Source organism: Dyadobacter sp. CY326, assembly GCF_021390515.1.
Classification (GTDB): Bacteria; Bacteroidota; Bacteroidia; order Cytophagales; family Spirosomataceae; genus Dyadobacter.
Map to the genome: position 1 here is coordinate 26,648 of NZ_JAJUXI010000007.1, position 15,769 is coordinate 42,416.

Genomic DNA, 15,769 nt, shown 5'->3' on the forward strand with positions numbered 1-15,769 from the left:
GAATATTACAATCGGTGCCTAATGCGGTTACATTCAGCTTGTTCGGCATAATTCCTGTTAAAAATTTGACTATTAAAAGAAAGTGAGTGGATTACTGCATTTTTTAGCTTCCAATGTGAAACTATTCCGCGGTTTAAATCCTTAATAAATGCAATCCAGCAACCCTCGCGATGAACAGCCGGATTATATATGTCACCGTTTGTTTACAATTTTTACAAACTCATGCTGCTCTTGCAGCGCGTTTCATTTTTTATCCATAAATAAAAATTACATGAAGTTTTGGTCTAAGCCACAAAAAACAATGCGTTTGGCGCTTAGCTCGGCACTGCTTTCACTTAGTTCTTTTTGCCCTATTTTCTCTCAGGCCATTCAGGAAAGTTCCAAAGAAGCGCCCCTATTGGAGCAGGCAACATTGCAAGCCGTTGTCGACTATGCCATCAAAAACCAGCCCGTCATTCAACAGTCCCTCATTGACGAGCGCATCACGGAAAATCAGATCAGAAGCAGGCTTGCTGACTGGTATCCACAAATCAATTTTAATTACAACTTGCAGCACAACTTCATTGTGCAGACCAGCATTATCGCCGGCAATCCCGTGAAGCTGGGGGTTAGCAATGTTTCAGCTGCGCAGTTTACGCTCTCACAGCAGATTTTCAACCGCGATGTGCTTTTGGCAAACCAGACCAAGAGAGACGTTCAATTGCAGGCGAGTCAAAACACATCTTATAATAAGACCGACATTGCGGTTAATGTTTCGAAGGCTTTTTATGATGTGCTGGCCACTTCTCAGCAAATTGACGTTGCAGATGAGGACATTGCGCGATTGGAAAGAAGTTTGAAAGATGCTGAAAATCAGTATAAATCAGGAATCGCTGATAAGATTGACTTCAAGCGCGCCATGATCTCGCTTAATAACACCAAGGCAAACAGGAAAAGCAACGAGGAGCTTTTGAAAGCAAAACTCGAATATCTAAAATCGCTAATGGGTTATCCGGCCAATCAAGCCCTGCAAATAAGCTACGACACCCTGCAAATGGAGCGGGAAATTGCATTGGACACATTGCAAACAGTCGATCTGAACACGCGGATTGAATATCAGCTTTTGACAACACAGAAAAATCTGGCTGAGGCAACATTGCAATACAACAAATGGAGCTATTTGCCCAATATTTCCTTAAATGGAGCTTATAACCTGAACTTTCAGAACAATCAATTCACGGATCTTTACAGCAAAAATTACCCCAACTCTTTTGGCCTGCTCACGTTGTCTTTGCCGATTTATCAGGGGGGAAGACGAAAGGCCAATACAAAAGCGGCCGAATGGCAGATCAAGCGACTGGATTGGGACATTAAAGGTTTGCAGCTGAATGTGAATTCGGAATATGCGCAGGCGCTGGCAGGTTATAAAGGGAATTTGACAAATCTCTTGGCCCAAAAAGAAAATATGGACCTCGCGCGCGAAGTGTACGACGTGCTGCAACTGCAATACAAGTCGGGCATTAAGACTTACCTGGAAGTTGTGACTTCCGAAACTGACCTGAGACTGGCAAGAATCAATTACTACAATGCATTATATCAGGTTTTGGCCAGCAAAATAGATGTTCAGCGAGCCTTGGGGCAGATGAATTACTAACAGCGCAGCGCATTCCTGTATTACGATATCAAATTGAAAAATTACCCTATTATGTTCTTGAATAACAAACCATATTACATCGCAGCCTTGTGTTTGAGCATATTAAGCTCCTGCGGAAAGAAAGAAGAACAGCAACAGCCCACTGCGCCCCCTGCTGTGCCCGTAACGCTTGTGGAAGTGAAAACATCTGACGCGGCTTATTTCGACGAATATCCTGCAACCATCACCGCGCTCAACGAAATCGAGCTTCGCCCGCAGGTGACCGGCTTTGTAACCGGCATCCATTTCAAGGATGGCGCGCGCGTGAGAAAAGGACAACTCCTCTACTCCATCGATGCACAGCTTTACAGCGCCAATTACGACCAGGCCGTTGCCAACCTGAATGTGCAGGAAGCGAATCTGGCGCGTGCTCAAAAGGATGCTGACCGTTATCACGAACTTGAAAAAAATGACGCCGTTGCCAAGCAGCTTGTCGACAATGCCGATGCGGCACTTGAAGTTGCAAAAAGACAATCGGATGCTGCAAAGGCAAACATCAGAGCCGTTCAGACGAGTGTGAATTATACCAAAGTAACTGCCCCGTTTGACGGGATTATTGGCATTTCAATGGTAAAAGTCGGAGCAGCCGTTTCGGCGGGACAGACCGTTTTGAACACGGTTTCCACGGACACGCAGCTTGCGGTTGATTTCAATGTAGATCAAAAAGAGATTTACCGTTTTTCGGAGTTGATGAAAAATGCAAAAGCTGCTGATTCAACTTTCACATTGAAGTTCGGCTCGGACATTTATCCGGCGATTGGAAAAATTGCATTGATCGACAGAGCCGTTGATCCGCAGACGGGAACAATCAAAACCAGACTTGTTTTCCCTAATAAAAACAACAGCCTCCGCTCAGGCATGAGCGCCACGGTTCGGGTGCTTAATAATGCAGCAGCCAAGTCAGTGGTTATTCCAAACAAGGCTGTTACAGAGCAGCTTGGTGAATTCTTCGTTTACGTGGCAGGCGATAGCAGCAAAGTTAGCCAGCGTCGCGTCGTCCTCGGAACCGCAATTGGAGCCAATATCATTGTGAAAGAAGGTCTTAAAGAAGGTGAAAAAATCGCCGTTGAAGGCGTGCAAAACCTGAGAGAAGGAGCTGTTATTCAAGACGGTAAGTAATTCCTTTCTCTTTTAGCATAATATAATCCAGTAAAAATGATTGCAGATATTTTCATAAAAAGGCCTGTCACAGCGATTGTCGCATCCGTTGTGCTGGTACTTGTCGGCTTAATTGCCTTAACCACGCTTCCCGTGGCGCAATATCCCGACGTAACGCCGCCTACTGTAACAGTAAGCGGTAACTTCACCGGTGCCGACGCCCAGACCGTCGAGCAGACCACGACCACTCCTATTGAGACGCAGATCAACGGAACGCCGGGCATGACTTACATGTCCAGTAACTCCACGAGCAGCGGGCAAAGCAGCATCAACGTAACATTTGATGTGGGAACGGACGTGAACATTGCTGCCCTTGACGTGCAGAACCGTGTAAGTGTGGCCGAGCCAACATTGCCGGATGCTGTAAAACGGCTTGGATTGACTGTAAGAAAGCGTCAACCGAGTATCATGATCGCGCTTGCATTGTACTCACCAAATGGATCACATGACGCGCAGTTCATTGGTAACTATGCGAACATTTATTTGAAAGATGCCTTGCAACGCGTAAAAGGCGTTGGTGATATCATTTCACGCGCGGATGACTTTGGTATGCGGATTTGGCTGAATCCTGAAAAGCTTGCCAATTTACGCATGACACCTTCCGACATTTCTGCGGCGCTTGCAGAGCAAAATTTACAGGTTGCAGCCGGAACCATCGGTGGAACGCCGCAGCCCAATCAGCAAAGTTTTGAATATAGCGTGTTGACAAACAGCCGTTTGACTACGAAAGAGCAATTCGAAGACATCATTGTAAGGTCGTCACCTGCCGAAGGAAGCGTTGTTTATTTGAAAGATGTTGCCCGCGTTGAGCTCGGTAAGTTTGATTATGGGATCAATGCATTTGTAAGCGGCAAGCCAGCTGCGTTCGTCTTAATTTATCAGGCGCCCGGTGCGAATGCACTTGCAACATACGATGGTGTGATCAAGGCTTTGACAGAAATGAAAAAGACCTTTCCGAAAGATCTTGATTATGTAATTCCGACGGAAACAGCCACGGTTGTAAAAGTTTCTATTGAGGAAGTGCTTCACACATTTGCGGAAGCGATGATCCTGGTGGTGATCGTTGTGTTTTTGTTTTTGCAAAACTGGCGCGCGACATTAATCCCGATTCTGGCGATTCCGGTTTCATTGATTGGGACATTCATCTTCTTCATCCCGTTTGGTTTTACAATCAACACATTGACGCTCTTCGCATTCGTGCTTGCCATTGGTATAGTTGTCGATGACGCGATTGTTGTGGTGGAAGCCGTGCAGCATTATATTGATGATAAAAAAATGTCGCCCAAGGACGCAACGGTTCAGGCGATGAAAGACATTTCAGGTCCTGTAATTGCGATTGCATTGATTTTGGCGGCTGTGTTTGTGCCGGTGAGTTTTGTGCCCGGTATTGTAGGGCGACTTTATCAGCAGTTTGCCATCACGATTGCCGTTTCTGTGTTGCTTTCGGCATTTGTTGCGCTTTCATTGACGCCTGCTTTGTGCTCGATCATGTTGAAGCCTACCAAAGGCGCTGACGAGAAAAAGAATTGGCTTGAAAAATTCTTCGACCGTTTTAATAGTTGGTTTGACCGACTGTCACGTGGTTATACGCGGGGAGTTTCAAAATGGATCAAAGCAACGCCATTGGTGTTGGTAATGATGGTTTGTCTCTTCGTAGGTCTGTTTTTCCTTTTCAAAAACAAACCTTCCGGTTTCATTCCCGTTGAAGATGAAGGACGTCTTTTTGTGACCTATGAAATGCAGGAAGCGACTTCGACGACGCGTAACGTTGCCATGATCAAAGACATTATGCAACGCGTATCGTCCATACCCGAGGTTCGTGTTGTCGGTGGACTTGCAGGGTTGAACATTATCAGTTTTTCCAATAAATCCAATGTCGGCACCATGTTTGTCAACTTGAAACCGTGGGCTGATCGGAAAGGAGCTGAACATCACGTGCAGGCTGTAATTAAAGAGATCCAAAAACGCACTGGCGACATTAAGGAAGCGCGCGTGCTGGCCATTGCGCCGCCCGCCATTCCAGGTTTGGGCTCAACTTCCGGGTTTACCTTCCAGCTGCAACAGTCGACCAGCACGGATAACATCCAGCAGTTTGAAGCCGTCATGCGCAACTTCCTCGGAGCCGTCAACAAGCGACCTGAAATTGCAATGGCTTACACATTCTTCAACGCCAGAACGCCAAGTTACCAGATCGATGTAGATCGTGACAAGACCAAAAAGCTGGGCGTGCAGGTTAATGATGTTTTCAGCTCCCTGTCAACATTGCTGGGAAGCAGTTATGTAAACGACTTCAACCTTTACGGACGTAACTTCCGCGTTATGGTGCAGGCAGACAGCAGTTTCCGCTCGTCATTGGAAAAAATCCAGCAATTTTACGTCCGCAACCGTGAAGGAAACATGATCCCGCTCAGTTCGCTGGTCACTTCCAAAGTGGTTGAAAACCCTGCATTGATCTCCCACTATAACATTTATCGTTCGGTAGAGATCAACGGAACGCCTAAGCCCGGTTTTAGTAGCGGGCAGGCAATCAATGCGTTGCGTGAAGTTGCGCAGACGCTCCCTGCCGGTTACAGTTATGAATTCTCGGGTATGAGTAGCGAGGAGATCAAAGCGGGAGACAGCACGACGACGATTTTTGCCATCTCCATTGTCTTTGTATTCCTCTTTCTTGCAGCGCTTTACGAAAGCTGGTCCATTCCGTTCTCGGTTCTTTTCGCCGTTCCAATTGGTGCATTCGGATCCATTTTGACGCTGACCTTCCTGCCTAATTTGTCCAATAACATTTACGCGCAGATCGGTTTGATCACATTGATTGGTCTTGCGGCCAAGAATGCGATATTGATTGTCGAGTTTGCCAAGGAGCGTGTGGATGGCGGCATGGAGCTGGTGGCAGCAACATTGGAAGCGGTTCAATTGCGTTTGAGGCCCATTATCATGACTTCTTTGGCCTTTATTCTGGGTGTGCTTCCGCTTGCATTTGCGAGTGGCGCGGCAGCCGAATCACGTAAAACAATTGGCTGGACCGTGTTCGGCGGTATGCTTGCGGCGACCTCGCTTGCGATCTTCGTAGTCCCGGTTCTCTTCGTGGCCATTGAGAAAATCGCAATGGGCAAGAAGAAACATCAAGACAACCGACCCGACGCCCCGGCAGCCGAAATAGCTTAGTTTGAATCACATTAATAAATGCACCCCGCAGAAAATTTAGCTCTGCGGGGTGTTTTTTTGTTACCTTTTCAAAAAACAAAACACGCTCCTAATTATGTATGTAAAGCAAGTATTTTCAATTTGGCGCTTGTTAGGAGGCATCTGGCCCGGACTTTTGGCCGTAACAGGCTATGCCACACTGGTGTTTTATCTTTTTGCTTTCAAACAATGGGACTTCTTATCTTTTCCTATTTCCATTATCACCATTCTTGGAACTGCGCTTTCGCTGCTGCTGGGTTTCCGGACCAACTCCGCCTATGACCGATGGTGGGAAGCCCGGAAGGTTTGGGGAGAAATCGTTAACGACAGCCGAACATTGGTCAGACAATCGGTTTCATTTATTAATGCCCCGAAAGAAGAGAAGGATTTTATCGTATCCAACATCGCCCATTTGCAGATTGCCTGGTGTTATGCCCTTACAAATTCGCTCAGAAAAGGTCAGGTCCTCGTTTATGCCGATCTACATTTGACATCAGACGAGCACAATTATGTCGCCAGCCAGGACAACATTCCCAACGCGATCTTAAATCTGATACAGTTTAAATTTGCCGAGCTGCACGAGCAGCAAAAGATGGAAACGCTGCTTTATCAGAATATTGACCAAACCTTGCAGCGGCTTTGTGATGCAATGGGCAAATGTGAACGGATTAAAAACACGATTTTTCCCACCCAATACAGCTTTTTCGTCGTCCTTGTCATTTTCATTTTCACATTGGTGCTGCCCATGGGCCTTGTAGAGAGCATTGGCCGGATCGCAATTCCAATCACATTCATCATTTCGTTTCTGTTTTTTTACGTTGAATGGATCGCCTATGTAATGCAAAACCCATTCGAGAATGGCCCCAACGACATCCCAATGACATCCCTGTCCAGAACCATTGAAATCAATTTATTAGAGCTCATCAATGCGCCCAAAATTCCTGAAAAGATCTTACCTAAAAGCGGCGTAGTAATGTAAGTGAGGATTTTGACTTAAATATTGATTATCAATAAGTTAGATGTAACTTTAAGTTGCTTCTGGCAATTTACGGCTTGCGAAAAGGCAATTTTGAATACCTTTCGCCACTTGCTTTCGTCCAAAGCGGCCGCCAAAAGTATCATTTTTCGAAGAACCCCAGTTTTACCACGCTTACCCCGCGAATCCAGTAGGTAGCCCCAAAAATGTTAATGGGCAGAGCCAGTTGTACTAAGTTTGATACCAGTTACGATGAGCAATCATCATCAATCAGACTCAATAGACAGTACAATACTCAACCCCATGACTATCAGAAATGCCGCTGGCATCATTACCCTACTCTTCCTGACCTCTTGCGGATCTTATAAGCACATTCCATATTTTCAGGATCTGAACCGCACGGCCGCTTTGCAGCAGGATGTTGCCAATTTCTCTCCGGTAACCATTCAAAAATCGGATCTTTTAGGCATCAATGTCAATAGCCGCAACCCCGAATCGTCTGCGATTTTCAACTACAATCTCAACCGCGCAAACGGTCCAAGCATGGATCAACCCACAGACAGCCCTGTAAATGGCTATTTGGTTGATGAAAAGGGTGAAATAAACCTTCCGCTGATCGGCAATTTGAAAGTCTCGGGATTAACCACTTCGCAGCTGCGCGAGAGCCTCACCCAGACGCTTCTCACTTACTACAAAGACCCTGTTGTTAACATTCGCATTCTGAATTTTAAAGTTGCTGTATTCGGCGATGTAGCCCGCCCGGATGTGTACAGATTACAAAACGAGCGCACCACGATAACGCAGGCGCTGAGCTTAGCAGGTGACCTGAACATTACCGCGATGCGCACCAACATTCTGCTCGTAAGAGAACAGGACGGCAAGCGAAACTTCATCCCAATCGACCTTACTTCCAAAAATCTGTTTGAGTCTCCTTATTACTATTTGAAGAATAACGATGAAATATATGTGCAGCCTGACCGCACGAAATATGCCACTGTGGATCGCGGCTATCGCGTAACAACCTTGATACTTTCCGGGCTTTCCATCATCGCCATCGTTCTTTCAAACATTTACCGGTAAAAATTACATGAATACTCAGCAAATCCCATTTACTGCATTTCCGCTCCCGGGCAAAAAGAACCAGGCGGTTCTGATAACGGATGTGATCAAAAGATATTTGTATCATTGGCCGCTGTTCGCAATCGGGTTGTTGATTGCAGCCGCGCTGCTGTTTCTTTACGTTAAAAAGACCAGACCGGTTTATGATGTAAAGGCTACGATTCTAATTCAGGATGAGAAAAAAACGCCGACTCAGAATTCCCCGCTTCGCGAGATTGATGTGATCAGCTCTTCAAAATTAATTGAGAATGAGATTGAAATTCTGAAATCGAAAAAGCTGCTGGCCAAGTTGGTGACGGACCTGAATCTGGGCATTATTTACAAACAAAAAGAAGGATTTGTTTCCCGCGATCTTTATGGCATTAGCCCGCTGAAATTAACATTGATCAAAGCAAGCGGAGATTACACCAATGCACAGGTAAGCATTAAAATAAAAGACGACAAATCATTTTTCATCGTGTCGCCTGATGACACTGAAAAGGAGATGTTTTTTAAAGACCAATTCGTTGACAGCTTCGGTTCATGGAAGCTTGAACCGACTGCGGCGCTTTCCAAATTCAAAGGCGCTTTGATCAACATTATCATTGCCGATCCTGAGCAGCTTACGCTCGCTTATCAAAGCGCAATTGGCATTGGCCTTTCCAATAAGTTGTCCACTGCGCTTGTCTTGTCGATTGAAGACGAGGTTCCACAGCGCGGAAAAGACATTCTTAACAATCTGATCTACAATTACAATCTGGCAGGTAAAACGGGAAAAATTCAGCAAACCAAGAACACGCTTGACTTTCTGGATCAAAGAATTGCTTCGCTTGCAGGCGAGCTTACCCAGGCTGAAAAGGGCATTGAAGGCTATAAAAGCAGCCGCGGAATGACTGACCTGACTGCGGATTCGCAGATTAACCTGGAAAATATGCAGGCCAGTGATGTGAAACTGAATGAAGTGAATGTGCAGCTCAGCGTCATTGAAGGCATTGAATCTTACATTAACTCGCCAAGAAGCGCTGCCGAAACGCCAACCACATTCGGCATCACCGAGCCAGGCCTTAGCCGCCTTGTTGACAAACTTGCCGAACTGCAATTGCAGCGCGATAAGCTCCTGGCTACAACGCCCGAAACGAACCCTGATTTCGACCCGATCAACCGTCAGATCGCTTCCACAAAACTGGCTATTAAAGAGAATGTCAGCAACATTAAAAAGTCGCTGCTGAGCACACGCATGAAATTGGAATCTATCAACTCACGGGTGAAATCATCGATCAGAAATCTTCCAACGCAGGAACGTGAGTATGTGAGCATTAAAAGACAGCAGGCCACGAAAGAGAATTTGTACACTTATCTGCTTCAAAAAAGAGAAGAAGCATCCGTAAGCTACGCCTCGTCCCTGGCAAATGATCAGATCATTGACCAGGCTTATTCTGGCCCTGCCAAAAACAGCAAACGCGCTTTGGCATTTGCGGCTGCATTGATTTTAGGGCTGGGCCTTCCGGCAGGACTGATCTACGTAAGAAACATGATGAGCTCGAAAATCATGACGCGTGAAGACATTACGGACACATTGAAAACGCCGATCCTGCTCGAACTTCCTTACGATCAGGCTAAGAGCACGATTGTGATTGGCCAGAACATTCAAACCGCCGTTAGTGAGCAGTTTAGGGCGCTGCGCATCAAGCTTTATCACCTTTTCGCAAAAAAAGAATATGGCCGCGTTACACTGGTGACATCCAGCGTGCCCGGTGAAGGCAAGAGCTTTGTAAGCAGCAACCTCAGTGTCGCTCTCGCCTACTCAGGTAGAAAAACGATTGTTTTGGAGCTTGACATGCGCAAACCCAAGATCGCCGAAGTGTTTGGTTTACCAAAATCACATCTGGGCATCAGCGAATTTTTGAATGGCCACATTGCGCTGAACGAGATCATTCAGCAGTCAACGGTTGAGCCTAGCCTGCATTTTATAACAAGCGGACAAATTGTGGACAACCCATCTGAACTGCTTGAAAAGAAAGCATTAAGCGAGCTGATCGAAAGTCTCCGCGTGATGTATGACGACATCATTATCGACAGCCCGCCGATTCATTTGGTGCCCGACGCGATGATCTTGTCCAGAGTCTCAGACCTTACATTGTACATGATCCGTCAAGGATTCACCCAAAAATCTGAGCTTGATTTCATCAAAGAACTGGATATCCAAAAGCAGTTGACAAACATCAACATCATATTCAACGGCATTCAAAAAGCCAAATATGGTTACGGCTACGAATACGACACCAATTATTACATGCAAAAAAAGACCAAGCCGCTTGACTTTATGTTCAGCGACTTTGGAAGCCGGTTCTAAACCAAAAAAGCCATTACTCAACCCTCCATAATAATCAAGCTGTGAGATCCCTCTTCGTTCTATTCAACTTCGTCCGCTGCATTCCGCACATTGTGCTGTTTCATATGCATGGAAATAAGAAAGCAATTCATGCAGATGCTAAAAGATGGCTGGAAGTCTTTGGCCAGGATTACGGCAAAACCTACGGATTTGTTTATCTGCTTTCATTCTATCCGGAGTTCAGGAACCTGTTTTATTACCGCGTAGGCTTCATCCGTTACTTTTTCAAATTTTTATGTCCCGAGCTCTCCACGCTTTACATCCACACGCCGGTCATTGGTGAAGGACTTTTTATCCAGCACGGATTCAGCACCATTATCAATGCAGAGTCTATCGGGAAAAACTGCTGGATCAATCAACAAGTTACAATCGGGTTTACCAATTCAACAGACAGTCCGACCATTAAGGACAACGTCACCATTTACGCGGGCGCCAAAGTGCTTGGTAATGTGACCATTGGCAGTAATTCTGTTGTAGGCGCCAATGCAGTGGTGGTGAAAGATGTTCCTGAAAACGCCACAGTGGTCGGCTATGCAGCCAGGGTCATCAAGATCAATGGGAAGTCTGTTCGCAATGTTGAATTATATAATTAAAATCTATTAAAGTGAACAAAGCGGATTCTCAGAAACGGTTAACGCGCAATATTCTTTCGCTTACGCTGGTTCAGATTGCCAATTACGGAATGCCGTTGATTTCGGTTCCGGTTATCTCGCGCATTATCGGGCCTGAAAAGTTCGGCGTCATCAATTTCGCAGCGGCATTCATCGCCTATTTTACCTTGCTCATCAGCTACGGATTCGACCTGACGGCGACCAGAAAAATTGCCAAAGATCCAACCAACGAAGCAAACAGGAATAAGGTTTTCAGCGAGGTTTTCTTCACGCAGCTGCTGCTTTTGGCGCTTTCAACTTGCGTATTCCTAACTTTGGTTTACACGGTTCCGCGCCTGCAAGTAGATCGGACTGTGATGATTTTCTCCTATGTGCTTTGCATTAGCACCGTTTTCACGCAAAACTGGCTGTTCCAAGCCATGCAGGACCTTTCCAAAGTGGCCATTTTCAACCTTTTAAGCAAGATACTTTTCACGATCGCCATTTTAATGGTCATTCAAAAGAGTGACGATTATATTTGGCAGCCACTGCTTTTCGGACTTATTCAAACCCTTGTCGGTCTGAGTGCATTCGCCTGGGCCATAAAGCGTTACAAGATCAAATTCCTACACGTGCCCTTGAAAAGATGCCTTCAAGTGATCTGGGAGGAACGAACGATCTTTTTCTCACTGGTCGTTGTCAATTTGTACACAACTACGAACACATTCATTTTAGGTTTGTATCAAACTGCGGAGCAGACGGGCTATTACACGGCTGGCCAGCGTTTGATCATCATCGCGCAATCGGTGCTGACATTGCCGCTTACGCAGGCGCTTTATCCTTTTATTGGAAAAGCATTTGGTGAAGATCGCCAGCAAGGTCTGCGCGTGGCTCAAAAAATCATCCCGCTCATTGTTCTGTTCACGGGCGCTGCAACACTTGGAATGATCGTTCTGGGACCGATCATCATCAGCCTTTTTTATGGCCACAAGTTTGATGCGGCGATTCCTGTTTTCCAAATCCTGTCTCTCATTCCGCTCATCATTGCGCTGAGCAATGTGTTTGGGATCCAGATCATGCTGAACCTGGGCATGGATAAATATTTCCTTCGGATTACTGCGCTGGGATCATTGCTGAGCATTTCCTTCAACATATTCATGATCAAGGAATGGGGCTATATAGGCACTTCATTTAACTGGCTGATGACCGAAGTTTTCATTCTGCTGAGCATGTATCTGGTTTTGCGCAGACAAGGGATTAACCCCATCAATCTGAGCTATTTCACGCCGTCCAGCTTCAAAGAATATCTCGCTCCGATCAAATCCAAACTATTTGTAAGATAAACCTCAAAAAACCCCGTTTATGAAACTTCACTCTATTCAATTTTTACGCGCATTGGCAGCCCTGCTTGTTGTCTACTGCCACTCACTTGACCTCCAAGTGAAATATGCCGTTTCGCATCAGCAAGGCTTCCATTTTTTACAGGATTTCGGCGCAATCGGCGTGGATATTTTTTTCGTGATCTCCGGCTTCATCATCTCATTCATTGGTCACGACATCAATGGCCGCCGCAACACCTATCAGTTTTTGAAAAAAAGATTTATCAGAATAAATCCATATTACTATCTAGTAAGCATCGTTGCATTTGGCTTTTTGCTCCAACGCGAGCACGGAGCATTTTCATTTAAGGCGATCTTAAAAACGCTCACAATTCTGCCTATCGAGCCAGGATCTCAGATCTGGTGGCCGATCCTGACCATTGGCTGGACATTGAGCTTTGAATGGTTCTTTTATATGCTGTTTGCGGTTTTGATCTACAAACGCATTCAACACAAAGAATTTTACCTGACAGCGATGCTTATTGCGCTTGTTGGCCTGGGTCAGCTGATGCCGTCTAATCAGGTGATTATCAATTTCATCACGCACCCGATCATTCTTGAATTCGGTGTGGGCGCATTAATGGGGTGGGTTTTGAGAAACAAAAAGATCTCTTCAAATCTTGCGGCTGCTTCTCTTGTAACGAGCCTTGTTTGCTTCGTGCTTTTGATCACGTTTGGCTACGGAAGGGTTTCGGAAATGGACGAGGTTTTGAGTGGCCGCGTGACCTTTGCAAGACTGTTCTATTTTGGCATTCCGAGCATTCTGCTTGTTTTTGGTTGTGTGTTTTTGGAAACCAATGCGAAACTTAAAGGCCTGTGGGGCAACCGTCAAATGTTGCTTTTGGGTGACGCTTCCTACTCGATTTATCTGGTTCACACGATTGTATTTTCTGCGCTTGGCCTGGTCTACGACAACATTGGCATGGCAGGAGCGGCCGACCTCATTGTGATGGTGCAAATGGTGCTGGCAACCGGCATCGGCGTGATTTGCCACATTGCAGTGGAGAAGAAAATTGTCCCTGTGTTCACCTCACTGGCCGACAACGTCGAACTCATTTTCCGTAAAAATTACACTTATCTGAAAGCCTGATGAATAACATTGCAGCAGTTGTAGTAACATTCAACCGATTAGAATTGCTTAAAGGCTGTATCAACGCCTTGCGCCAGCAGACTGTCCGTCCCGATGCAATCGTGGTGGTCAACAATGGCAGCTCGGATGGCACGGACTCGTGGCTGGCTGAGCAGAATGATTTGATATTGGTTAACCAGAATAATCTTGGCGGTGCCGGCGGATTTTACACAGGCATCAAAGAAGCTTACGAGCAAGGTTATGAGTGGATTTGGGTGATGGATGATGACTGCGTGGCAGACAAGGATTGCCTTGAAAACATGCTCGCATCACGCACTTCGGATGACGTGCTTTGCCTCGCGCCGCTCGTTGTGGACCGCGAAGGAAACATTGACACACGCCACCGCGGATGCTTTGATTTCTCACAGGGTTCTTCATCCATTTACACGCCGATCAATGAGAAAAACGACGGTGATATCCTGGTCGATTTCGCCTCGTTTGTTGGGTTAATGGTGCATTCAAGTGCGATTAAGCAGGTTGGTTTGCCAAAAAGAGAGTTTTTCATCCATAATGACGATGTTGAATATTGTCTTCGCTTGAATCAGGTTAGCCGTGTGCAGGTCAGCGTGAAAGCGAAAATCTATCATTTGGAAAACGCAACTGCGAGTGGCGAGCGCAAAACATTCCTGCACAAGGTCAATTACCGCACGCCATTCGACAAGCTCTGGATTCGCTATTACGGCATGCGAAACATGACCTGGATCAAGAAAAAATATGTTTTCAACCAATCGAAATCGACTAAATACAGAATGCTGCTGATGCTGACCAGATCATTCTTGTCTGATTCAAAAGCCATCATTCTTTACGACGATTACAAATACAAGCGCATCAACTTCCACTTCAATGCATATCGCGATGGCTGGAAAGGCGAGTTTGACAATGACCGACCCAGAAGGATCGCTGCCCGAAATTGAAACAGAAGCTAAGCAAAATCATTAACGCCCCCGATTGTTTTTCCAATGAATAAGACCTTAAACCAGAATCCTGCCAGCGGCTTTGTCAGAAACAACACGCTTGATTTCATCCGGGCGTGCGCAGTGCTGCTTGTCATCCTGAATCACTTGTATCCATTGGTTTCTGCCAAGTCCGATCCGATGATCAAGAAGCTGGTTGGATTCGGGTTTTATGTGATCAACACGGGTGGCTGGATCGGCGTGGATCTGTTTTTTGTGCTCAGCGGATTTCTGGTTTCAGGCCTACTTTTCAAAGAGCATCATTTAAGCGGCAAGATCGACGCTGCAAGATTTCTGATTCGCCGCGGATTCAAAATTTACCCGAGTTTTATCGCATTGTTGCTCATTACTTTCATTCTGGAACGCACGTTCTTGAAAAGCGATTTCAGCTTTGCCAATGCTGCTTATCTGAAAGATCTGTTTTTCGTGCACAATTATCTGGGCGGAAGATGGGCGCACACTTGGTCGCTGGATGTTGAAGAAGGTTTCTATTTTTTGCTGACTGCCATGTTTTTGATCTGCATCAGATTCAAAAAGCTTACTTTAAAGACGCTGGTGATCACTTACCTGACCTTGCTGATTTCAGGAATCGCTTTCAGGTTGGCAGCTAACATTCAGCATCCGCAGTATGACTTTCTGATGCATTTTGGCAAAACGCATTTCAGGCTGGATTCTTTGCTGCTGGGCGTCATCTTATCTTACCTGTTAAATTACAGAAAAGAGGCGCTTGGAAGTTTTATCAGCACGCATCAGAAATGGATGCTGCCTGTTGCCGCTCTGTTATTATCGCTGAATTTCCTTTTGCCTTACTGGGAATACAACATTGTGTCGGTTGTGTTTCTTTCAACCAATGCGGCTTGCTTCGGCGTGTTGCTGATGGCTGCGCTTTACAAAAAAGAACACGTTGCCATTTTCAACAATCGCACTATTTCTTTTATCGGTCAAAATTCATATTGCATTTACTTGTGGCATGTGCCTGTGAATGTATATCTGCTTTTGGCATTCAAAAAAGCGGGCATCGCGACGCCATTTACGAGCGTTCCGCAATGGCTGCTTTACGCTGCTTGTTATATCGGACTTTCGCTTGCGGCGGGGATCATCTTTACAGAAATCATTGAAAAGCCATTTCTGAAAATCAGAGAGACATTTTTCCAATCAAAAAGTTCGCCAAGAGCAATTGAGCCCGTTATCGAAAATCAAGTTGCATTGGAACTTAACAAGCATTTAGCCTGAGCAATC

The 15,769-nt window shown here is 45.7% G+C and carries 11 protein-coding genes; all 11 read left to right on the plus strand.

The window, feature by feature from the left end:
• Nucleotides 1-271: 271 nt before the first annotated feature.
• The 11 genes from LZG73_RS14875 (at nt 272) to LZG73_RS14925 (ending at nt 15,763) form a co-directional block, all read left to right on the plus strand.
• Nucleotides 272-1,633, plus strand: coding sequence for a TolC family protein (locus LZG73_RS14875; protein ID WP_233851123.1), 1,362 nt, complete (start codon nt 272-274; stop codon nt 1,631-1,633).
• Nucleotides 1,634-1,684: 51 nt separating this feature from the next.
• Nucleotides 1,685-2,791, plus strand: a complete 1,107-nt coding sequence (locus tag LZG73_RS14880; RefSeq protein ID WP_233851125.1) for an efflux RND transporter periplasmic adaptor subunit — start codon at nt 1,685-1,687, stop codon at nt 2,789-2,791.
• A gap of 36 nt (nt 2,792-2,827) precedes the next feature.
• A complete protein-coding gene (locus LZG73_RS14885) occupies nt 2,828-5,995 on the plus strand; it encodes an efflux RND transporter permease subunit (RefSeq protein WP_233851127.1) in 3,168 nt (1,055 codons plus the stop codon).
• 94 nt (nt 5,996-6,089) lie between these two features.
• Nucleotides 6,090-6,992: a bestrophin family protein gene (locus tag LZG73_RS14890; RefSeq protein ID WP_233851129.1), complete on the plus strand. Its 903-nt coding sequence runs from the start codon at nt 6,090-6,092 to the stop codon at nt 6,990-6,992.
• A 300-nt stretch (nt 6,993-7,292) separates the two neighbouring features.
• Nucleotides 7,293-8,069, plus strand: coding sequence for a polysaccharide biosynthesis/export family protein (locus LZG73_RS14895; protein WP_233851139.1), 777 nt, complete (start codon nt 7,293-7,295; stop codon nt 8,067-8,069).
• 7 nt (nt 8,070-8,076) lie between these two features.
• Nucleotides 8,077-10,440 (plus strand): tyrosine-protein kinase family protein, encoded by a 2,364-nt coding sequence (locus LZG73_RS14900; protein ID WP_233851148.1) that lies wholly within the window; start codon nt 8,077-8,079, stop codon nt 10,438-10,440.
• Nucleotides 10,441-10,481: 41 nt separating this feature from the next.
• Nucleotides 10,482-11,072, plus strand: a complete 591-nt coding sequence (locus LZG73_RS14905) for a serine O-acetyltransferase (RefSeq protein WP_233851150.1) — start codon at nt 10,482-10,484, stop codon at nt 11,070-11,072.
• Between the two features lie 11 nt (nt 11,073-11,083).
• Nucleotides 11,084-12,412, plus strand: a complete 1,329-nt coding sequence (locus LZG73_RS14910; RefSeq protein ID WP_233851152.1) for a flippase — start codon at nt 11,084-11,086, stop codon at nt 12,410-12,412.
• 19 nt (nt 12,413-12,431) lie between these two features.
• Entirely contained in the window at nt 12,432-13,538 is a 1,107-nt protein-coding gene (locus tag LZG73_RS14915) for an acyltransferase (RefSeq protein WP_233851154.1), read from the plus strand.
• On the plus strand, nt 13,538-14,491 hold the full coding sequence (locus LZG73_RS14920; RefSeq protein WP_233851156.1) for a glycosyltransferase family 2 protein: 954 nt from the start codon (nt 13,538-13,540) through the stop codon (nt 14,489-14,491). Before LZG73_RS14915 ends, LZG73_RS14920 begins: the two co-directional genes overlap by 1 nt.
• 45 nt (nt 14,492-14,536) lie before the next feature.
• Nucleotides 14,537-15,763 carry an acyltransferase gene (locus tag LZG73_RS14925; protein WP_233851158.1) on the plus strand — a complete coding sequence of 409 codons (1,227 nt, stop codon included), beginning with the start codon at nt 14,537-14,539 and terminating at the stop codon, nt 15,761-15,763.
• The last annotated feature ends 6 nt before the right edge of the window (nt 15,764-15,769 follow it).